This window comes from Brevundimonas sp. D3-1P (genome assembly GCF_055809335.1).
The window spans coordinates 107,180-127,283 of record NZ_CM147908.1 but is presented as its reverse complement, the minus strand read 5'-3'; the positions used below and the strand labels follow the sequence as shown (position 1 = coordinate 127,283).

Here is a 20,104-nt window from a genome sequence, read left to right as displayed (position 1 = left end):
GGGTCAGTGCGTGGAAAGGTTGGGCGTCGGATCGGAGTCCTCGGCCGTCGGCTGGGCGCGCGGGCGTTCGCCCAGGACTTCCTCGCCGGTGATCTCGTAATGGACGGTCTCGGCGATATTGGTCGCGTGATCCCCGATCCGTTCCAGGTTCTTGGCCATGAACAGCAGATGGGTGCAGGCGCCGATCGTGCGCGGGTCGCCCATCATATAGGTCAGCAACTCGCGGAACAGGGCGTTGTAGTGCTCGTCCACCTCGTCGTCGGTCTGCCAGACGGCGACGGCGCGATCCAGTTCGGAGGCCGTATAGGCGTCCAGCACGTCGCGCAGGCGGGTGGAGACCAGCCGCCCCATTCGCTCGATGGAGCGGGTCAGCGGCTGCATCGGCGCGCCCTCGGCCAGGATCAGGGCGCGCTTGGCGATGTTCTTGGCCAGGTCGCCGGTGCGCTCCAGGTCGGTGGCGATCTTCATGGCGCCCAGGGTGCGACGCAGGTCGCTGGCGACCGGCTGGCGCAGGGCGATCAGGCGGATGGCCTTCTTCTCGATGTCGCGATGAAGCGCATCCAGCTTCAGGTCGCGCTCGACCACCGCGCGGGCGAGGGCGATGTCGCGCCGGGCGACGGAATCGATGGCGTCCGCGACCTGGGCCTCGGCCAGGCCGCCCATGCGGGCGACCTCGGCCGTGATCTGGTTCAGTTCGTCGCCATAGGCTTTAACGGTGTGCTGGTTCATCGGATTAGCCGAAGCGTCCCGTGATATAGTCGAGGGTGCGCCGTTCGCGCGGGTTCTGGAAGATGTCTTCCGTGTCGCCCGTCTCGACCAGACGGCCCATGTGGAAGAAGGCGGTGCGTTGCGACACCCGCGCGGCCTGGGCCATCGAGTGGGTGACGATGACGATGCAGAACCGCTCGCGCAGTTCGTCGATCAGCTCCTCGATCCGCGCCGTGGCGATGGGGTCCAGGGCCGAGCAGGGCTCGTCCATCAAGATGACCTCGGGGTTCACGGCGATGGCGCGGGCGATGACCAGACGCTGCTGCTGGCCGCCCGACAGGCCCATGGCCGACGATTGCAGGCGGTCCGCCACCTCCTCCCACAGGCCCGCGCGCTTCAGGGCGCTTTCGACCACGCCGTCCATCTCGGACTTGGACGAGACCAGGCCGTGGATTTTCGGGCCGTAGGCGACGTTTTCGTAGATCGACTTGGGGAAGGGGTTCGGACGCTGGAACACCATGCCGACGCGGGCGCGCAGCAGCACCGGGTCGATGGAGCGGTCGTTGATGTCCTCGTCGTCCATCGCGATGCGGCCGGTGACGCGCGCTCCGGCGATGGTGTCGTTCATGCGGTTCATGGTCCGCAGGAAGGTCGACTTGCCGCAGCCAGACGGGCCGATCAGGGCCGTGACCGTCTTGTCCGGGATGTCCAGCGAGACGTCGTAAAGCGCCTGCTTGCCTTCGTAGAAGACCGAGACGTCGCGTGCGGCGATCTTGATCGGTCCGGTCGGCGGGGTGTCGACGACGGTCGGCGCGGAGACGGGGGTCGCGTCTTCCACGCGCGGTTCGGCGGGCGCGGCGTCGGACGCGGGCGCGACCTCGGGCAGGACCTGGCCGCCCATGCGCGGCGTCTGGGTCGGATCGGCCGGCCCGGCGCCCGTCTGGTCCTCGGCGGAGCGGAAAATACGGAATTTCATTCTCTTACCACCGACGCTCGAAGCGCCGCCTCAGGATGATGGCCGCCGCGTTCATGATGATCATGAAGACCAGCAGGACGATGATCGCCGCGGCGGTGCGTTCGTGGAAGGCCCGCTCCGAGGCGTTCTCCCAGATGTAGATCAGCGACGGCAGCGCCCCGACCGGCTGGTCGATGGCGTGCGGCACGCCCGGCACGAAGCTGACCATGCCGATCAGCAGAAGGGGCGCGGTCTCGCCCAGGGCGTGGGCCATGGAGATGATGGCGCCGGTCATGACGCCGGGCATGGCCAGCGGCAGGACATGGCTGAACACCGTCTGGGTCTTCGAGGCGCCCATGGCCAGGGCCGCCTCGCGGATCGACGGCGGCACCGCCTTCAGCGCCGAACGGGTGGCGATGACCAGGGTCGGCAGGGCCATCAAGGCCAGGACCAGGCCGCCGACGATGGGGCTGGCCCGCGGCAGATGCATCCAGTTGATGAACAGGGCCAGACCCAGCAGGCCGTAGACGATCGACGGCACGGCCGCGAGGTTGTTGATGTTGACCTCGATGATGTCCGTCAGCTTGTTCTTGGGCGCGAACTCTTCCAGCCAGATGGCCGCGCCGACGCCCAGAGGAATGGCGATCAGGGCCGTGACCATCAGCATCAGGGCGGAACCGACCACGGCGCCCAGCACTCCGGCCATCTCGGGCTGGGTGGAATCGCCATTGGTGAACAGAGCGGTGTTGAAGTGGGCGCCGACGACTCCGTCGGCCTTCATCTTGTCCAGCCAGGCGATCTGCTGATTGGTCAGGCGGCGCTGGTCTTCCGGCGTGTCGCTGGAGATTTCGCCCTTCAGATACAGGTCGGCGTCGTCCGAAAGCGGCGCGGCCAGGGGCACGGTCTCGCCGATGACCTCGCCCCGCTTGGCGACCAGGTCGGCGGCGACGAACTTCAGCTCCGACGAGAACAGCCGCTTCATCTGGGCGGCGTTGGTTCCGAGGGCGTCGTCGACGACGCCCATGCGCTGCAACTGCTGCTCGGCGGCCATCTGCTCGAAGTTGGAGCCTTGCGGATAGGCGCGGTCGATGCGGGCGGGGTCCATATAGACCGGCACCGTCACCGTGTGGGTGTAGAAGGCCGTGCGCCCCTGTTCGACGATGCGGACCAACAGGACCGCCAGGAACAGCATGGCGGCGGCGATGGCCAGGCGGCCATACCATTTGAAGCGCGTTTCCTTGGCGTGACGACGCTTCAGGCCCGCGCGCAGCCGCTCCAGCCGCCCGTTGGCGGATGCGCCGTCGATCCGATCGGGGGTCGCGTCAGTCATATTGTTCCCGATAGGTCTGGACGATCCGATGGGCGACGATGTTCAGCGCCAGCGTCACCAGGAACAGGGTCAGGCCCAGGCCGAAGGCCGACAGGGTCTTGGCGCTGTTGAACTCCTGATCGCCGGTCAGAAGGGTCACGATCTGAACCGTGACGGTCGTCACCGTGTCCAGCGGATTGAAGGTCAGGTTGGCGGCCAGGCCCGCGGCCATGGTCACGATCATGGTTTCGCCGATGGCGCGCGACACGGCCAGCAGCAGGGCGCCGGCGATGCCCGGCAGGGCGGCGGGCAGCAGCACGCGCTTGACCGTCTCGGACTTGGTGGCACCCATGGCGAAGGAGCCGTCGCGCAAGCTCTGCGGCACGGCGTTCAGGATGTCGTCGGACAGGGACGACACGAACGGGATCAGCATGATGCCCATGACGGCGCCGGCGGTCAGCGCCATCTGGTTCTGAACCAGGGCCAGATACTGACCCAGTCCGTCCAGAGGACCGCCGATCAGGAACAGGCCGATCTCGTTGAAGAACACCCGCAGGATCGGCCCGACCGTCAGGGCGGCGAAGAAGCCGTAGACCACCGTCGGCACCCCGGCCAGAATCTCCAGCAGCGGCTTGATGACGGCCCGCGTCGTGCGGCTGGCGTATTCCGACAGATAGACCGCCGACAGCAGGCCGATGGGCGCCGCCACGCACATGGCGATGACCATGATCAGCAGGGTGCCGGCGAACAGGGGCACGGCCCCGAAGGCGCCGGACGATCCCACCTGGTCGGCGCGGATCGCGATCTGGGGACTCCACTGTGTTCCGAACAGGAAGTCGAGGATCGGCACCTTCTGGAAGAAGCGGAAACTGTCGAAGGCCAGGGATGCGATGATGCCCAGGGTGGTCAGGACGGCGATGGCCGAACAGACGAACAGGGCGCCGTAGATCCAGCCCTCGACCCGGTTGCGGGCGCGCGTCCCGGGCTTGATCTGGGTCAGGGCGAACAGACCCCCCAGGATGGCGGCCAGGATGGCGGCCGAGCCTCCGCCCCACGACAGGAGGCGTTCGATGCGGACCATGCGGCGCGCCTCGACCGGCAATTGTTCGGCCAGGGGCCGCTCCCAGATCTGCAAGGCCGGATCGCCACGCCCGACCCGGTGGGCGTCGGCGAAGAAGGCGTCGCGGCGGAAGGGCTCCAGCGCGGCGACAGCCTCCGGCGCGCCCGAAGCCGTCAGTTGGCGTTGCAGCGGGGCGGAGAAGACCGAGGCCAGGATCAACACCAGAAGGGCCGGCGCGGCGACCCAGATCAGGGCGTAGGCGCCGTGCTGGCCGGGGCGGGAATGGGGCTTGGCGCCGACCGACCGGCGGCGCGCCAGCTCGCGACCGCCGAAGAAGGCGGCCGCGCTCAGCGCCATGAGGATCAGCAGATAAATCCAGATCATTCGAAGTCCGAAGCGACGCGCGCGAATCGGCGTGCGGCCCCGAACACCGGGACCGACGCGGCGCGACTACTGCCCGCGAATGGTCAGCGGATTAAGACGGGTCCGTGACAGTTGGGTGACAGCGACGATCCGACGGCTTCGCCCGGCTCCGGCCTATCGCCGCTCGGGTTGAGGGAACCAGGCGGTGAAGGCCGCGCCCATGCCCGGCGCGCTTTCCACGACCAGACCGCCCTGGTGGCGGTTCATGATGTGTTTCACGATGGCCAGGCCCAGGCCCGTGCCCTGACGCTCGCCGCTCTTCTGGCCCTCGACGCGGTAGAAGCGCTCGGTCAGGCGCGGCAGGTGCTCGCGCGCCATGCCGGGGCCATGATCGCGTACGGTGACGGCCGCATAGAGCACGCCGGCCGTCCGGTCCGGCGTAACCAGCGGAAGGCGCGTCGCGCCCGGCATCCGCGAGGCCCAGGCCTCGTCGAACGACAGGTCGGACCGGACGGAAATCTCCACCGCGCCGTTGCGCGACGAATATTTGACCGCATTGTCGAGCAGGTTCTGCACGACCTGCAGGATTTCGTCGCGATCTCCGTTGACCGAAGCCCTCGCCTCCCCCCGATCCAGGACGACGGCGATCTCCTTTTCGCGCGTCAGCACGCTGACGGCGTCGACCACGTCCGAGGCGGCGCGGTCCAGATCGACCCGACCCGAAGGCGGGATATGCTCGTTCAATTCAATGCGGCTCAGCGACAGCAGGTCCGCGACCAGCCGCCCCATCCGATCCGCCTGGGCCGACATGATGTCCAGGAAACGGTCGCGCGCCGCCACATCGTGGCGGGCGTGCCCCTTGAGGGTTTCGATGAAGCCGCTCAGCGAGGCCAGGGGCGTGCGAAGCTCGTGGCTGGCGTTGGCGAGGAAGTCGACCCGCATCATCTCGATGCGTCGCGCGTCGGTCTCGTCGCGCAGGACCAGCAGCGCCATGGATGCGCCCGGCGCCGCGGTGTCATGAACCGCCAGGGGGCGGGTCCAGGCCCGCCAACGGCGATCCCTCTGGCCGCCGGTGGCGTAGTCGGTGGTGCGGGACGCGCCGCCGAACAACGCCTCGTCCACCGCCTCCAGCACGCCGGGTTCGCGGATGACCTGGACCAGCAGGGCGCCCTGGCGCTGGATGCGCAGCAGGTCGCGCGCCGCGCCGTTGGCCATCACGATCCGCCGGCCGGCGATGTCGTCGGGCTCTCCGCCGCTGACGACCAGGACCGGATCGTCCAGGGCCTCGAACACCCGGTCTAGCAGGTCCCCGGCGGCCGGATCGTTCGGCGCGTCGGCGGCCACGCCGTCCGTCGCCGCCGGCGCGGCGTCGGCCGCGCCCGGCATGTTCAAAAGCCAGGCCGACGCCGCCACGATCAGCGCGCCGCCGAGCAGCCAACCCGCAAGTTCGGGGTGCAGGATCGCCAGCACCACCAGGATCAGGATGGCGATGCCGATGCTGGCCCCCACCGTCCACAGTCGCGAAGAGGACATCGGCGCGACGGGCGAAGGCGAAACTTCGTAGGGCATGGACGGGCGGCGACCTTGAAATGCACGGCGATATCCGATCCTTGCACGGATTTTGTGACGGCGCTTCGACAGGCTGATGCGTTCCGGGAGCTTCGCCGCACGGTTTCTTTAGACATTTCAGCCAGAGTGCCTGCAAGGGGAGGCCTCGTGGACCGCATCATCTACTGTATTGCGCGCGATCACGACTGGCGGATCACACTGTTGGCTGCGCTGATCTGCATGGTCGGTCTTGGCGTTTCGATCCGCTTCATGGAGCGGGTGCGTCCGCGCGACCGCGCGGCAAGACGCCGCGCGGCGGTCATCGCCGCCGTCGTGGGCGGCCTTTCGATCTGGGCGACCCATTTCGTGGCGATGCAGGGCTATATCGCCGGCGTGCCTGTCCGCTACGACCCATGGCTGACGCTGGCGTCGCTGGCGGTGATCCTGGCCATGAGCGGCCTGACCTTCGCCTGCATCCAACGGGGCAAGGGGCGGGCGTGGCGGATGATGGCCGCGGCGATCGCGGTCGCCGGAGTCGGCGCCATGCACTATCTCGGCATGGCCGCCATCGAGGGTCCGGCCCACATATACTGGGACGCCGGCCTCGTCGCGGCATCCCTGGGCGGGGCCATGGTTGTGGGCGGCCTGACCGCCTTCTTCTATCGGCGCGGCGGCCCGGCGAACCTGGCTCTGACCGCGACAGGCCTGTCGCTGATGGTGCTGGTTCTGCATTTCGTGGGCATGGCGGCCATCGCCATTGTCCCCGATCCGTTCGTGCTTCACGACCACGGCCTGTCGCCCGCCGCCATGCGCCTGCTGGTGGGCGTGGTGTTGCTGCTGGTCTGCGGCGTCGGCGGGGTGCTGGCCGTCATGGCCTATGTCTCGCGCTCGACCGATCTGCGCCGCATTCGCGAGGCGGTGGACGCCATGCCGGACGGGCTGGGCTTCTACGACAGCAAGGACCGGCTGGTGCTGTGGAACGCCCGATACGCCGAGGTGAACCCGGAGCTGGAGCCGCATCTGGCGGTCGGCCTGACGTTCCGGGAGGCGCTGCGCATCGGCATCGACGAAGGCCGCTATCAGGAAGCGGCCGGGCGCGAAGAGGAATGGCTTAGCGAACGTATGACCGCGCGACGCCAGCTGTCCTCCAGCAGCGAGCAGCGGGTGGCCGGCGGCCGCTGGCTGCGCATCCAGGATCGCCGGACGTCCGAAGGCGGCACCGTCACGGTCTGCAACGACATCACCGACCTGAAGCGCGACGCCCAGGCCCTGGCCGAGGCCCGCGACGCGGCCCAGGCGGCCAATGTCGCCAAAAGCCAGTTCCTGGCCAATATGAGCCACGAGATCCGCACCCCGCTGAACGGGGTGATCGGCCTGTCCCAGGCCCTGGCCAAGACCGACCTGACCGCCGAACAGCGCGAGATGCTGGATCTGATGCAGGCGTCGGGCAAGACGCTGCAAACCCTGCTCAGCGACATCCTGGACCTGGCTCGCGTCGAATCGGGCAAGCTGGAACTGACCGAGGACGCCTTCGAACTGGCCGCCGTCGTGCGGGAGGCGGCGCAACTCTACGCCGAGAACGCGCGCCAGAAGCACCTGGACTTCCATGTCGACATCGACCTGGAGGACGGCCTCTGGGTGGTGGGCGACGCGGTGCGCGTCAAACAGGTGCTGACCAATCTGATCTCCAATGCGGTGAAGTTCACCAGCCAGGGCTTCGTCGGCCTGATCGTCCAGCGCGGTCAGGATCGCGAGGGCCGGCCAGTGCTGCGCTTCACGGTCGAGGACAGCGGCATCGGCTTCGACGCCGCGACGCGCAGCCGTCTGTTCAGCCGATTCGAACAGGCCGACGGCGGCATCACGCGCCGGTTCGGCGGGTCGGGCCTGGGCCTGTCGATCTGCCGCCAGTTGGCCGACATGATGGATGGCGACCTGGATTGCGAGAGCGAGCCGGGCGGCGGCTCCGCCTTCATACTGACGCTTCCGCTCAGGCCGTGCGCGGCCCCTCAACCGCAGAAAGCGGACGCCGGCGCGCCAGAACCCGCCGACGGCGCGCGGTCGACGCGCGTCCTGGTGGCGGACGACCATCCGACCAACCGGCGCGTCATCGAATTGATTCTTGCGCAGACGCCCGCGCAGATCGTCATGGTGGAGGACGGCGCCCAGGCGTTGGAGGCCTTCCGCGCCGGCGCCTTCGACCTGGTGCTTATGGACATGCAGATGCCGGTGATGGACGGACTGACGGCGACCCAGGAAATCCGCCTGCACGAGGCGGCCATGGGCCTGGCGCGCACCCCCGTCGTCATGCTGACCGCCAACGCCATGCCCGAACACGTCGCCGCCGGGCGTGCGGCGGGCGCCGACCATCACCTGGCCAAACCCTTCAACGCCGCCGAACTGCTGGCCCTGGTGGCCGCGCCGGCGACCGTGCTCAAGGATCGCGCCGAGGCGGCCTGAGGGCGCCTTTCACAGTTGCGCCGCCGGTTCGATACGTGTAATAGCCCGCGCTCTTGAATTCGAGGGTTCATGACCCCGCCGCGCGGGCCCAGGGTTGGCGCGGCGTTTCTGTTGTTGTTGAGGCGAGCCACATGGCCGAGATCATTCTGAACGTGGACGTCCGCGATGGCGTCGGCACCGGCAGCGCCCGCGCTGCGCGTCGCGACGGTTTCGTGCCGGGCGTCCTGTACGGCGGCGAAAAGGCCCCTGTCGCCATTTCTGTGAACGAGAAGGACTTCCGCAAGTCCCTCTACACCGGCAAGCTGCTGGGCCATCTGGTGACGCTGAAGTACGGCGAAGAGACCCAGCCGGTCATCGCCAAGGACGTTCAGTTCGATCCGGTGTCGGATCGTCCGCTGCACTTCGACCTGATGCGCGTGGATGAGAAGGCCCCGGTCAAGATCGAGGTTCCGGTTCGCTTCCTGAACGCCGACGAGGCGCCCTTCGCCCGTCAAGGCGGCTCGCTGGAAGTCGTTCGTCACGCCGTCGAAATCCTGGTCCGCGCCGACCAGATCCCGGAAGAACTGGTCGTCGACCTGGCCAAGGCGCAGATGGGCGACACCCTCCGCATCTCGGACATCGCCCTGCCCAAGGGCGCGGAAGCGACCATCAGCGACCGCGACTTCGTGATCGCCACGATCAAGGTCTCCTCGGCCGCCCTGTCGGCCGCCGCCGACGAAGCCGCGGAAGCCGAGGCCGCCCCGGCCGAGAAGACCGAAGGCTAAGCCTTCCGTCGCTCCGACAAGATCGCGCCCCGCCCGGCTCGCCGCGGCGGGGCTTTTCTTTGGGCGAGGTTGCGTGAGGGCGGGTGGCGCGCTACCTTTTCGGCATGAACCTGCATGCCGCGCGGCCGGACAAGTACAGGCGCTATCGCGAGCGCAAGAAGGCTGCCGGGCTGAAGCAGGTGCGCGTCTGGGCGCTCGACCCCGACGCCCCCGGGTTTCGCGAACGACTGATGGCGGATCAGGCCCGTATCCAGGACAGCGAAAGCGAACGCGGCACGATCGCCTTCATCGAGGCGATGATGGCGGACGACCTGTCCGGGGACGATGCGGCGGAAGCCTATTGAAACGCGGCGACATCATCACCGTCGCCGTCTCTGGAGATCACGGAAAGCCCCGCCCCGCTGTGGTGGTCCAGGCGGACATCGTACAGACGGGCACGGTTCTGGTCTGTCTGCTGACCAGCGACACGGACAAGACCGCCCCCTATCGCCTGGCGATGCAGCCCACAGCCGAAAACGGCTTGAGGAAACCCAGCCTCATCCAGGCGGACAAGATCTATCCGGTCGCGCTCGCCCGATGCGGTGAAGTCATCGGCAGCCTCGCTCAAACGGAACGCGCCATGCTCGACCTCCACCTGCTTTTCGTCCTGGGATTGGGCGCCGAATGATCATCATCGCGGGCCTGGGCAATCCGGGCGCAAAATACGAGAAGAACCGACACAACATCGGCTTCATGGCGGCCGACGAGATTTCGCGCCGCTGGCGGTTCGGGCCCGAGCGCGCCAAGTTCCAGTCGATCGTCGCCGAGGGCGAGGTCGAGGGACAACGCGTCCTGCTGATGAAGCCCCAGACCTATATGAACGAAAGCGGCCGGGCCGTCGGCGAGGCGGCGCGCTTCTACAAGGTCAAGCCCGGCGAAATCATCGTCTTCCACGACGAGATCGACCTGGCCCCCGGCCGCTTCCGCATGAAGACGGGCGGCGGGGCGGCGGGCCAGAACGGCGTCCGCTCGCTGATCAGCCACCTCGGCGCCGACTTCCGCCGCGCGCGCATGGGCATCGGCCATCCGGGCGAGAAGGACCTGGTCATGCCGCACGTGCTGGGCGACTTCCACAAGGCGGAACAGCCCTGGCTGAACGCCCTGCTGCAAGCCTGCGCCGACGCCCTGCCCTTCGCGGTCGCCGGCGACGACGAACGCTATCAAGGCGAGGTCATGCGCCTGGCCCCCACGCCCAAGTTCAGCCCGCGCCAGGCGGCGCGCGGCGCGCTTTAGACAAGACGCCGCCTTTCGCAGAGGATCGAAACGCCCTACAGGCGAACCGTGACCCGATCCCAGGCCGACAACTGGTCGACATCGAAATCGCTGGCCTTCCTGGCGGCGGTGTTCGCGCTCGTGATCGGCGCGCTTCTGCCGTTCGCGGCGCTGGCGGCGGTCCAGCCGGGTCATCCGCTGGTCATCTGCACCGCCGAGGGGCCGCAGACGATTCAGTCGGGCGGCGTGGACGGGCCGGCGAACAAACATGTGGGGGCCAAGTGCGCCGCCTGCGTCACACCTGCGCCCGCCGCCCTGCCCGCCCCCCCGTCGCCCGAACCGGCCCAGATACTTCGCACCTATAGCGCCGTCGTCTATGCGCCTTTAGGGGTCAGCCCGCCGCCGCCTGCACGCGCCCCGCCGCGACCGCCTTCCACCGCTCCGCCCCACGCCTGAAACCAGACCGATCCGCGACCGGCCCGCGCCGGCCGCGCCCGATTCTCTGATTTCAGGACCCTCAATGTCTCTCAAGACCTCCGCGGCGCCGTGCGCGCTGCTGCTGGCCGCCCTGGCCGCGCCCGCCTGGGCGCAGACCGCCGCCCCGACCCAGATCGACAGCGTCATCGTCACCGCGCGGCGCAACGCCTACGACCCGCCGGTCGTCGCCGAAGCGCGCGCCAGGCTGAGCCGCACGCCAGGCGCCGTCGCCGTGATCTCGGCCGAATCCTACGCCGACCGCTATGCGCCCAACCTGGCCGACGTCCTGCGCGACGCGCCCGGCGTCTATGCCCAGAAGAAATGGGGCGGCGACATCCGACTGTCGATCCGGGGATCGGGCATCGGCAACGCCAGCCATAATCGCGGCGTCCTGCTGGCCCAGGACGGCGTGCCGTTCAACGAGGCCGACGGCTATGGCGACTTCCAGCTGATCGACCCGCTGATCGCCCGCTACACCGAGGTCTACAAGGGCGGCAACGCCCTGCGCTTCGGCGGCTCCCTGCTGGGCGGGGCGGTCAATCTGGTCACGCCCTCCGGGCGGACGGCGGGCGCGAACCTGGGCCTGCGGCTGGATGGAGGTGCGTATGGGACGGCGCGCTTGCATGGGGAGATCGCCGGCCAGCGCGGGAACTGGGACGGTTTCGCCGCCCTGACAGGCCAGACCGCCGATGGCTGGCGCGATCAGAGCGAGGGCAAGTCCCTGCATCTGTCCGCCAATCTGGGCCGCGCCTTCGGTCAGGATCGGGAGGTGCGGCTGCTGGTGTCGGGCGGCGACATCCACCAGCAGATCCCCGGCAGCCTGACCCTGGATCAGTTGAAGGCCGATCCGACCCAGGCGGCGGCCTCCAGCACGGCGCTGAACTATCAGCGCAACATGACATCGCTGCGCGCGACGCTGCAGACGCGATGGCGCTTGGACGAGGCGACCGTGTTCGAAGGCGCCGTCTACGGGACATGGAAGGATCTGGACCACCCGATTTTTCAGGTCATCGACCAGCAGAGCCGCAATCAAGGCCTGTTCGGACGGTTCGACTGGCGGGGCCGCCTGGCCGGCCTGCGCGCCGACGCCTTCTACGGCGCCTGGTATCGCCAAGGCGATCTGGACGCCAAACAATGGGTCAATCTGGCCGGCTCGCACGGAGGCTTGCGCGCCCGCAGCTTCCAGAACGCCAGGGGACTGGACGTCTTCGCCGAAGGACGACTGTTCGTGGCCGAACGGATAGCCCTGGTCGGCGGCGGAACCTGGGGACGGGCCGAACGCGACTATCGCGGCTACGCCGTGCCGGGCGTCAGCGGGACCTTCGACCTGACGACCGAGCGGACCTACGACTGGTTCGCGCCCCGTGTCGGTCTGCTGTGGGAGGCGGACGACGGCGCCCAGGTCTTCGCCAATGTGACCCGTTCGGTCGAACCGCCCAACTTCTCGTCCATGTCGCCCACGGCCGAAGGCTTCCAGCCGCTGGTCCCGCAGGAGGCGGTGACGGCCGAGGTCGGCGCGCGCGGCCGTCGCGGGGCCTTCACCTGGGACCTGACCGCCTATCGCGCCGAACTGAAGCACGAACTGCTGAACTTCATTCCAAACGCCGCCCTGGGCGTTCCGGCGGCCACCTTCAACGCCGGCCCGACGACGCATCAGGGGATCGAGGCCGGGCTGGACTGGCGGATCGCGCCGCAATGGCGTCTGCGCCAGACCTATGGCTGGTCGGATTTCCGCTTCGACGGCGACAGGGTCTATGGCGACGCCCGCCTGCCGGTCGTGCCGCCCCACCTGTACCGAGCCGAGCTGCGCTACGATCATCCATCCGGCTGGTTCGCCGCGCCATCGGTGGAATGGTCCGTCGCCGACGCCTGGGTCGATTATCGCAATACGCTGAAGTCGCCGTCCTACGCCGTGGCCAATCTGAACCTGGGATGGACGGTCCGGCCGGGCGTCGCGGTCTTCGCCGACGCCCGCAACCTGTTCGATACGACCTATGTGTCGAACTTCGGCGCCGTGACCGACGCCCGCGCCGCCTCGACCGCCGTCTTCTTCCCGGGCGAAGGACGATCCCTGTTCGCCGGCCTGCGCCTGACCTATTGAAGGACTATGATGATGATCCCGCACATCGCCCGTCCCGCCCTGCTTATCGCCGCCTTGACAGGGCTGGCCGCGTGCAGTCCCGCATCGCAGCCGCAGAACGACGCCGACGCGGCCCCGGCCGTCGCAGCCGCCGACGCCTGGTGCCGACCGTCGCCGAACGGCGCCAGGGCGGGGGCCTGCTATGTCGTCCTGACCGCCGCGACGGACGACCGGCTGACCGGCGGCTCCACCCCCCGCGCCGGAACGCTCCAGGTTCATGAAATGAAGACCGAGAACGGCATGATGACCATGCGCGAAATGGCTCAGGGCTTGCCCCTGCCTGGGGGCGAGGCCGTGGCCCTGGCGCCGGGCGGAGCGCATCTGATGCTGATGGACCTGACCGCCCCGCTGGTCGCCGGAGAGACCCTGCCCCTGACGCTGGACTTCGCCGACGCGGCGCCGGTCACGGTCCAGGCCAAGGTGCGGCAGCCGGCGATGGCGGGCGTGGACCAGGGGGCGCATTGAGCCCTTTTGAAGCGCGAGCCTGACAAACCGGTTCGAACCGGCTAAAGGCTCGCGCCTTCTCCAAGGAACACCCATGGCTCTTAAAGTCGCGATCGTCGGCCTGCCCAATGTCGGCAAGTCCACCCTGTTCAACGCCCTGACCAAGACGGCGGCGGCCCAGGCGGCCAACTATCCGTTCTGCACCATCGAGCCGAACACCGGCGACGTGGCGGTGCCGGAGCCGCGCCTGAACGCCCTGGCCGAGATCGCCGGATCGAAAGAGATCATTCCCGCCCGCATCACCTTCGTCGATGTCGCCGGCCTGGTGCGCGGCGCGTCCAAGGGCGAGGGGCTGGGCAACCAGTTCCTGGCCAATATCCGCGACTGCGACGCCGTGGCCTTCGTGGCGCGCTGCTTCGTCGACGACGACATCACCCACGTCGAGGACCGCATCGACCCGATCGCCGATCTGGAGATCATCGAGACGGAACTGATGCTGGCCGACATGGAGAGCCTTGAACGCCGCCGGCCCCAGTTGGAGAAGCGCGCCAAGGGCGGCGACAAGGAATCGGCGCTGACGCTGAAACTGGTCGATCTGGCCCTGGCCCAGTTGCACGCCGGCAAGCCCGCCCGCACCGCCGAAGTGTCCAAGGAGGACGCCAAGGCCTGGCACATGCTGCAACTGCTGACCGCCCTGCCCGCCCTCTATGTCGCCAATGTGGAAGAGGCCGCGGCCGACAAGGGCAACGAACTGTCCGACAAGGTCGCGGCGCGCGCGGCCAAGGACAACGCCAACGCCGTCGTCATCTCGGCTCAGATCGAATCCGAGATCGCCGTGCTGGACGACGAGGAACAGCGCGAATTCCTGGAAACTCTGGGTCTGGAGGAACCCGGCCTGAACCGCCTGATCCGCGAAGCCTACAAGCTACTGGGCCTGCAGACCTATTTCACGGTCGGGCCGAAGGAGGCGCGTGCCTGGACGATCAATGTCGGCGACACCGCGCCCCAGGCGGCGGGGGTGATCCATACCGACTTCGAAAAGGGCTTTATCCGCGCCGAGACCATCGCCTTCGACGACTTCGTAGCCCTGCGGGGCGAGGCCAAGGCGCGCGAGGCGGGCAAGCTGCGCGCCGAAGGCAAGTCGTATGTCGTCAAGGATGGCGACGTGATGAACTTCCTGTTCAACTAGGCGGAGCAGCGGGCGGGGCGTCCCCTGCCTCCTTCTTCATCATTTTCTCGAGCGGATTGGCGGCGTCGGGCGCGCGCGGCGAACCGGGGCAACGCGCCAGCTTGGTCGTCAGCCTGTCTCTATCCATATAGGTCAGGGTCAGGACATCGCCCGTCGTGCCCATGTGAACGCGCTCGTTCACCGGCTTGCCCTGAACCATGCAGGACAGGGCCGCGAAATAGCCCGAGCCCGCTTCGTCGATGCGGGCGATGTCGCAGTTGCGGCCATAGGCGTCGAACCGCATTGGCGTGAGGGTGATCGGACTGTTCGCCCCTCTCGGATTGACGCACCATTGCGGATTCGCCGCCCATACCCCCACGAAACTGCGCGGGCCGCGCCCCGCCAAGGACGACGGTCCCGCAGGCTCCACGGGCTGCATGGCGTCCGGGGTGCGCAACGGCGCGGCGGGTTCGCTGGGCGGATTGACCTGCCGTTCGTCGCATGCGGACAGCAGGGCGCAGGCGGCCAGCGCCGGTAACAGGACCGTTCTCATGGCGTTTTAACGCAACGGCCAAGGCCCAGGTTCAAAACCTTACAGCTATTGCGGTTGATTCTAATAATCGTTCGCAGTAACACGCCCGCCAATCCTACAAAGCGGGGCCATTGATGCGCACTCTCCTTCTTCTTTCCACCGCCGCGGCGGCCGTCGGCTCGGCCCTGCTCGGCCAGTCCGCACGCGCCGAGGCCCCAGCGGCGGCTGCGGCGCCGGCCGTCGCCACCGACGTCGATCCCGTCGTCGTGATCGGCACCCGATCCAAGCGCCTGGCCTCCAATATTCCCGGCACGGTCAGCGTCATCGACGCCGAGCAGATCGAGACCATGCTGGCCACGGACATCAAGGACCTGATCCGGTTCGAGCCGGGCGTCAGCGTCCCCACCTCCCCCTCGCGGTTCAGCCTGGCGCTGTCCGGCGCCGGTCGCGACGGCGATTCAGGCTTCACCATTCGCGGCATGGGCGGCGACCGGGTGCTGATCGTCAACGACGGCGTGCGCCTGCCCGCAGGCTTCAGCTTCGGCGCCCAGGCGGTCGGCCGCGGCGGCTACAACGACCTGGACCTGATCAAGTCGGTCGAAATCCTGCGCGGCCCGGCCTCGGCCCTCTACGGCTCGGACGGCGTCGCGGGCGCCGTGGCCTTCACCACCAAGGATCCATCGGACTTCCTGATCGGCGATCAGACCTTCGGCGCGCGTGGGCGCGTGGCCTACAACTCCGCCGATGAGGGCTGGACCGAAGGCGTCGCCTTCGCCGGACGTTCGGGCGCCCTGTCGGGCCTGCTCGCCTATACCCGCCGCGACTATCAGGAGACCGAGAACAAGGGATCGGTCGGCGGCGTCGGCGCGACCCGCACCCAGCCCAATCCGCAGGACTTCACCTCCAACGCCTATCTGGGCAAGCTGGTGTGGGACATCGCGCCCAACCACGCGCTGCGACTGACCTACGATCACCTGGATTCGGAGATGGACGGCGATGCCCTGAGCAGCCGTTCGGCCACCGTCCTGGCCGTCACCGCCCATGACGAGACGCAGCGCGACCGCGTCAGCGGCGAATGGCGCTTCAGCGATTTCGCCGGGCTCAACGACGGATCGGTGTCGCTGTATTGGCAGGACGCCACCACCCGCCAATACACTTTCGAGGATCGCACCCCGGCCGTCGACCGCGCCCGCGACGTCACCTTCGACAACGCCGTCTATGGCCTGGCCGCGCAGGGATCGCGCGTCTTCGGCGAGGGCGCAGCCGTGCAGCACCGCGTCACCTTCGGCGGCGACTGGTCGATGACGACGCAGGAAGGCGTCCGCGACGGGACCACCCCGCCGGTCGGCGAAACCTTCCCCGTCCGCGCCTTCCCCAAGACCGAGTTCCAGTTGGCCGGCCTGTTCGTGCAGGACGAGATCGAACTGCTGGACGGCGCCCTCAGCATTATCCCGGCCGTCCGTTACGACTGGTACGATCTGTCGCCCAAGGTCGACGCCCGGTTCCCCGCCCCGGCCTCGGGCCAGAGTGACGACCATATCTCGCCCAAGCTGGGCGTCGTCTATTGGACCGGCGCGCATCTGGGCGTCTTCGCCAACTACGCCTTGGGCTTCCGGGCGCCGTCGCCGATGCAGGTGAACAACTTCTTCGAGAACCCCGTCTACGGCTATCGCTCGATCCCGAACCCGAACCTGTCGCCCGAGACCAGCGAAAGCCTCGAGGCCGGTTTCCGCCTGCGCGACATCGATATGGCGGGCGGCAGGATGCGGCTGAACACCACCGCCTTCGCCACCCACTACGACGATTTCATCGACCAGGTGGTGGTGTCCGGCACGGGCGTTCCCGGCGTCGATCCGCTGGTCTATCAATACGTCAACTTGACCGAGGTCGATATTCGCGGCCTGGAGGCGCGCGCCGACATCTATTGGGACAACGGCTTCAGCCTGATCGGTTCGGCCGCCTATGCAGAGGGCGAACAGACCACCGAAGGCCGCCGCACCGAACTGGCCAGCGTCGATCCGGTGAAGGTGGTCGCCGGCCTGAACTATGCGGCCCCTTCCGGCGTCTGGGGCGGGTCGGCCACCGTCACCTGGTCGGGCAAGAAGGACGACGCGACCTATGGCGGCCTGGGCTGCGGCTCGGCCTGCTATCTGGGCGACAGCTTCACCCTGCTGGACCTGACGGCCTATTGGAACGTGACGGAGCGGGCGACGCTGCGCGCCGGCGCCTTCAACGTCTTCGACGAGACCTATGGCTGGTGGAGCGACGTGCGCGGCCTGGGCGCGACTTCGACCGTCAAGGACGCCTACACCCAGCCGGGGCGCAACTTCGGCGTCTCCCTGACGCTGCGTCTGTAAGCAGCATGTCTTCTCACACTGCAAGGAAACGCCCCATGCGCGCCATCCTCATCGCCGCCGCCCTGCTGACGACCACCGCGCCTGCGGCCCTGGCGCAGCAGGCGACCGCCCCGACGGCTGCGGCGGCCATGCCCGCCAACGCCTTCGAACGGGATCGCCAGTCGATCCTGGCCCAGGCGGGGCAGTACCGCGTCCATTTCGACATGCGCGAGAACGTCAGCTTCCGGGCCGACTACGATCCGCTGGAGGAAAAGCTGTCAGGCGGCAGCGAGATCGTGCGCGTCGTCTATGACAAGGGCGACAAGATCAGCCTGCAGCACATCCTGGTCATGGAGCACGACGGCCAGACCATCGTCGTCAAACACTGGCGTCAGGACTGGGTCTATCAGCCGGAAACCGTCCTGACCTACGCCGGGCCGAACCAGTGGACCCTGACCCCGGTGCCGGAGGCCGAGCGCGCCGGCGCCTGGTCCCAGACCGTGTGGCAAACCGACGATTCGCCCCGTTACGGCGGCGTGGGTCGCTGGACCTACGACAACGGCCTGTCGGCCTGGACCTCGGACGCGACCTGGCGTCCGCTGGCGCGTCGCGACGCGGTTCGAAACCCGGTCTATGACCGCTATCTCGGCACGAACCGCCACATCCTGAAGCCCGACGGCTGGGTCCACATCCAGGACAATATGAAGATGTCCGGCAGGAACGGCGGCGAACCCATCGCCATCGTCCAGGAAGACGTCATCAACACCTACGACCGCTCCACCGGCTATTCGCCGCAGGCCGGCGACGACTACTGGGCCAAGACGCAAGGCTTCTGGGCCGCCGTTCGCGACGCCTGGGACGCCGCCATCGCCGCCCATGACGGCGTTCGCCTTCAGGAAGAAGGCGAGACCGGATCGGCCACGGGCGCCCCCTTGATGGACCTGGCCCAGGCGGTGGCGGACGGAAAGACCGCCGAGGCCGAGGCCATCGCCCAGGCGCGCACCCTGATTTCCGAGGCTACGACCCCGCGCTGACGATCCCCCGGCGCGGGTTCCTGCAGCGGCGGCCGGGCGACCGGCCGCCGTTTTCGCCGTCAGTTCAGGACGACCCGACCATCGACCAGGCGGAAGGCGACGCCCGTGCGCTGGAACAGGCGTGCGATGACGGCGGACGGATCGGCCGCCCCCTGATCCAGCAACCGCTCCACATCGACCCGCAGCGACGGATCGCGCGACACGCGCGTCAGGCCGCGCAGCCATTCCTCACGGCTCAGAACCCCGTCCGGCTGGCGCAACAGGGGCTTCAGGAAGTCGAACCAGTCGCCGCCCGTGCGCTGACGCTGCGCCCCCTCGGCGGCCAGGGCGAAGACGGCGCCGCAGGCGTAATAGGCCCTGTGTTCGCCACGCTCGCCAGCCTGGGCCACCGGCCGTTTGGCCAGATCGGCGCAGTCGTCCACCTCGGACTGCAGTTCATTTCGGGCGTCATACGCCGGGTCCAACGCCTTCAGCGCCCGCACCGCCATCAGATCGGCCCCGCCCTCGGTGATCCACGCCTCGTCCGCGAACTGATACCGCACGGTCTGGCCCAGCCAGAAATGCGCGCCCTCATGGCCGATGAACCAGCGCGACCGTTCGCGGATTTCGGCCTGGGGCGTCGTCACGCCGCGTCCCTCGAAGGACATGACGATCAGGCCGGGCAGGACGCTGCCGCCCATGCTGGTCATCCGCTCCGTCGGCCCGTTCCAGGCCACCATGACGATGGGCGTATCCCCGCCCGCGCCCGGCGCGCCCAGGCGGTCGCGGTAGTATTGGCCGACATGCGGAGCGAAGTCGCGAATCTCCTCGCCGATCCAGGGCGGCAGGTTCGGGTCGATCACCGTGGACAGGCCTTGTCCCGGCGTCACCGTCGCCTCGCCCAACAGGACGTAGCTGCGCTCGTCAGTCGTGGTCAGGGCGTCGCGCCGACGCCCGTTGAACAGCACGGGGCCGCTGTCGTCGCGCCAAGTCACGCGCGACGGACCGCCATCCAGCTTCACCCGGTTCAGATCGTCCGGCACCGCGTCCGCCGCTTGGACCGAATCCAAGGCGAAGACATCCAGTTGGCGGGTCGGCAGGGCGACCGCGCCGTTCGAGAACAGCAGGGTCGGATATTCCGCCTCCAGGTCCACCGCCTTGGGCGTGACCCGGAAACGCACCTCGCGCGGCACAGGGCCGCCGTCGGCGCTGCGGACGATGTCGTAATGGCCGCGGCGCTCCATGACCACGCCGGGGGTCTCCACCGTCCACTGGCGGGGCCGCCAGGGCTGGCGCGTGTCGGTTTCGAGCGCCGAATCCATGAAGGCCCAGACCGGCGCGTCGCGACCGAAGCGATAATCGACGACGAGGCGATCGCCCCTCCGCGTCACCGTGACCTGCGGCCCGCTTTCGTCCAGAACCGCCGGCCGGTGCGGCGCCGGTCCCGCCGCACAAGCCCCGCCGATCAGGACGACGGCGGCGAGCGCGGAGGACGAGGCGAGGGCGTGAAGGCGCAAAGGGCGGTCTCCTGGGTACGATCGGCGCAAAGCCTAGCCGCCCGGAACGTTCGCAGTCAGCT

Annotated in this window: 18 protein-coding genes; 11 read left to right on the top strand and 7 right to left on the bottom strand. The window is 68.3% G+C overall.

Going from position 1 to position 20,104, the window contains the following annotated elements; genetic code table 11:
- Positions 1-3: 3 nt before the first annotated feature.
- The 5 genes from phoU to AC0L6G_RS00630 all read right to left on the bottom strand — a co-directional run bounded on the left by phoU (position 4) and on the right by AC0L6G_RS00630 (position 5,964).
- Positions 4-729 (bottom strand): phosphate signaling complex protein PhoU, encoded by a 726-nt coding sequence (gene phoU, locus AC0L6G_RS00650; protein ID WP_473252715.1) that lies wholly within the window; start codon positions 727-729, stop codon positions 4-6.
- 4 nt (positions 730-733) lie between these two features.
- Positions 734-1,684, bottom strand: coding sequence for a phosphate ABC transporter ATP-binding protein PstB (pstB, locus tag AC0L6G_RS00645; protein ID WP_293824345.1), 951 nt, complete (start codon positions 1,682-1,684; stop codon positions 734-736).
- A 4-nt stretch (positions 1,685-1,688) separates the two neighbouring features.
- Entirely contained in the window at positions 1,689-2,993 is a 1,305-nt protein-coding gene (pstA, locus tag AC0L6G_RS00640) for a phosphate ABC transporter permease PstA (protein ID WP_293824343.1), read from the bottom strand.
- Entirely contained in the window at positions 2,986-4,416 is a 1,431-nt protein-coding gene (pstC, locus tag AC0L6G_RS00635) for a phosphate ABC transporter permease subunit PstC (protein ID WP_293824341.1), read from the bottom strand. The genes pstA and pstC overlap by 8 nt, the downstream gene beginning before the upstream one ends.
- Before the next feature lie 153 nt (positions 4,417-4,569).
- On the bottom strand, positions 4,570-5,964 hold the full coding sequence (locus AC0L6G_RS00630) for a sensor histidine kinase (protein WP_473252714.1): 1,395 nt from the start codon (positions 5,962-5,964) through the stop codon (positions 4,570-4,572).
- Positions 5,965-6,111: 147 nt separating this feature from the next.
- Here AC0L6G_RS00630 and AC0L6G_RS00625 point away from each other — a divergent pair, with 147 nt between their 5' ends.
- The 9 genes from AC0L6G_RS00625 (at position 6,112) to ychF (ending at position 14,665) form a co-directional block, all read left to right on the top strand.
- Positions 6,112-8,400, top strand: a complete 2,289-nt coding sequence (locus AC0L6G_RS00625; protein ID WP_293824337.1) for an ATP-binding protein — start codon at positions 6,112-6,114, stop codon at positions 8,398-8,400.
- A gap of 131 nt (positions 8,401-8,531) precedes the next feature.
- The gene (locus AC0L6G_RS00620) at positions 8,532-9,164 is read left to right on the top strand and encodes a 50S ribosomal protein L25/general stress protein Ctc (protein ID WP_291537270.1); all 633 of its coding nucleotides are present in this window, start codon (positions 8,532-8,534) and stop codon (positions 9,162-9,164) included.
- 83 nt (positions 9,165-9,247) lie between these two features.
- Positions 9,248-9,508 (top strand): antitoxin MazE-like protein, encoded by a 261-nt coding sequence (locus tag AC0L6G_RS00615; RefSeq protein ID WP_293824335.1) that lies wholly within the window; start codon positions 9,248-9,250, stop codon positions 9,506-9,508.
- Positions 9,505-9,831, top strand: a complete 327-nt coding sequence (locus AC0L6G_RS00610) for a type II toxin-antitoxin system PemK/MazF family toxin (protein WP_293824333.1) — start codon at positions 9,505-9,507, stop codon at positions 9,829-9,831. The genes AC0L6G_RS00615 and AC0L6G_RS00610 overlap by 4 nt, the downstream gene beginning before the upstream one ends.
- Positions 9,828-10,436, top strand: coding sequence for an aminoacyl-tRNA hydrolase (gene pth / locus AC0L6G_RS00605; RefSeq protein WP_293824331.1), 609 nt, complete (start codon positions 9,828-9,830; stop codon positions 10,434-10,436). Before AC0L6G_RS00610 ends, pth begins: the two co-directional genes overlap by 4 nt.
- A 48-nt stretch (positions 10,437-10,484) precedes the next feature.
- Positions 10,485-10,871, top strand: a complete 387-nt coding sequence (locus AC0L6G_RS00600) for a hypothetical protein (protein ID WP_293824329.1) — start codon at positions 10,485-10,487, stop codon at positions 10,869-10,871.
- Positions 10,872-10,935: 64 nt separating this feature from the next.
- On the top strand, positions 10,936-12,993 hold the full coding sequence (locus AC0L6G_RS00595; protein WP_293824328.1) for a TonB-dependent receptor family protein: 2,058 nt from the start codon (positions 10,936-10,938) through the stop codon (positions 12,991-12,993).
- A 12-nt stretch (positions 12,994-13,005) separates the two neighbouring features.
- Positions 13,006-13,497, top strand: a complete 492-nt coding sequence (locus AC0L6G_RS00590; protein ID WP_293824326.1) for a copper chaperone PCu(A)C — start codon at positions 13,006-13,008, stop codon at positions 13,495-13,497.
- Positions 13,498-13,570: 73 nt separating this feature from the next.
- On the top strand, positions 13,571-14,665 hold the full coding sequence (gene ychF / locus AC0L6G_RS00585) for a redox-regulated ATPase YchF (RefSeq protein WP_291537265.1): 1,095 nt from the start codon (positions 13,571-13,573) through the stop codon (positions 14,663-14,665).
- Here the strand turns inward: ychF and AC0L6G_RS00580 are convergent.
- Positions 14,658-15,197 carry a hypothetical protein gene (locus tag AC0L6G_RS00580; RefSeq protein ID WP_293824324.1) on the bottom strand — a complete coding sequence of 180 codons (540 nt, stop codon included), beginning with the start codon at positions 15,195-15,197 and terminating at the stop codon, positions 14,658-14,660. The two genes, ychF and AC0L6G_RS00580, sit on opposite strands and share 8 nt — an antisense overlap.
- Before the next feature lie 113 nt (positions 15,198-15,310).
- Here AC0L6G_RS00580 and AC0L6G_RS00575 point away from each other — a divergent pair, with 113 nt between their 5' ends.
- Together AC0L6G_RS00575 and AC0L6G_RS00570 are read left to right on the top strand one after the other, a co-directional pair.
- Positions 15,311-17,533, top strand: a complete 2,223-nt coding sequence (locus AC0L6G_RS00575) for a TonB-dependent hemoglobin/transferrin/lactoferrin family receptor (RefSeq protein ID WP_293824322.1) — start codon at positions 15,311-15,313, stop codon at positions 17,531-17,533.
- Positions 17,534-17,568: 35 nt separating this feature from the next.
- Positions 17,569-18,546 (top strand): DUF6607 family protein, encoded by a 978-nt coding sequence (locus AC0L6G_RS00570; protein ID WP_293824320.1) that lies wholly within the window; start codon positions 17,569-17,571, stop codon positions 18,544-18,546.
- Positions 18,547-18,605: 59 nt separating this feature from the next.
- Here the strand turns inward: AC0L6G_RS00570 and AC0L6G_RS00565 are convergent, their stop codons facing one another.
- Positions 18,606-20,042, bottom strand: a complete 1,437-nt coding sequence (locus tag AC0L6G_RS00565; protein WP_293824318.1) for a hypothetical protein — start codon at positions 20,040-20,042, stop codon at positions 18,606-18,608.
- Positions 20,043-20,104: the final 62 nt, after the last annotated feature.

What these genes read in the sequence shown, in the direction of transcription:
- phoU (WP_473252715.1), bottom strand. Translation starts at nt 729, where the DNA reads ATGAACCAGCACACCGTTAAAGCCTATGGCGACGAACTGAACCAGATC.
- pstB (WP_293824345.1), bottom strand. Translation starts at nt 1,684, where the DNA reads ATGAAATTCCGTATTTTCCGCTCCGCCGAGGACCAGACGGGCGCCGGG.
- pstA (WP_293824343.1), bottom strand. Translation starts at nt 2,993, where the DNA reads ATGACTGACGCGACCCCCGATCGGATCGACGGCGCATCCGCCAACGGG.
- pstC (WP_293824341.1), bottom strand. Translation starts at nt 4,416, where the DNA reads ATGATCTGGATTTATCTGCTGATCCTCATGGCGCTGAGCGCGGCCGCC.
- AC0L6G_RS00630 (WP_473252714.1), bottom strand. Translation starts at nt 5,964, where the DNA reads ATGCCCTACGAAGTTTCGCCTTCGCCCGTCGCGCCGATGTCCTCTTCG.
- AC0L6G_RS00620 (WP_291537270.1), top strand. Translation starts at nt 8,532, where the DNA reads ATGGCCGAGATCATTCTGAACGTGGACGTCCGCGATGGCGTCGGCACC.
- pth (WP_293824331.1), top strand. Translation starts at nt 9,828, where the DNA reads ATGATCATCATCGCGGGCCTGGGCAATCCGGGCGCAAAATACGAGAAG.
- AC0L6G_RS00595 (WP_293824328.1), top strand. Translation starts at nt 10,936, where the DNA reads ATGTCTCTCAAGACCTCCGCGGCGCCGTGCGCGCTGCTGCTGGCCGCC.
- AC0L6G_RS00590 (WP_293824326.1), top strand. Translation starts at nt 13,006, where the DNA reads ATGATCCCGCACATCGCCCGTCCCGCCCTGCTTATCGCCGCCTTGACA.
- ychF (WP_291537265.1), top strand. Translation starts at nt 13,571, where the DNA reads ATGGCTCTTAAAGTCGCGATCGTCGGCCTGCCCAATGTCGGCAAGTCC.
- AC0L6G_RS00580 (WP_293824324.1), bottom strand. Translation starts at nt 15,197, where the DNA reads ATGAGAACGGTCCTGTTACCGGCGCTGGCCGCCTGCGCCCTGCTGTCC.
- AC0L6G_RS00575 (WP_293824322.1), top strand. Translation starts at nt 15,311, where the DNA reads ATGCGCACTCTCCTTCTTCTTTCCACCGCCGCGGCGGCCGTCGGCTCG.
- AC0L6G_RS00570 (WP_293824320.1), top strand. Translation starts at nt 17,569, where the DNA reads ATGCGCGCCATCCTCATCGCCGCCGCCCTGCTGACGACCACCGCGCCT.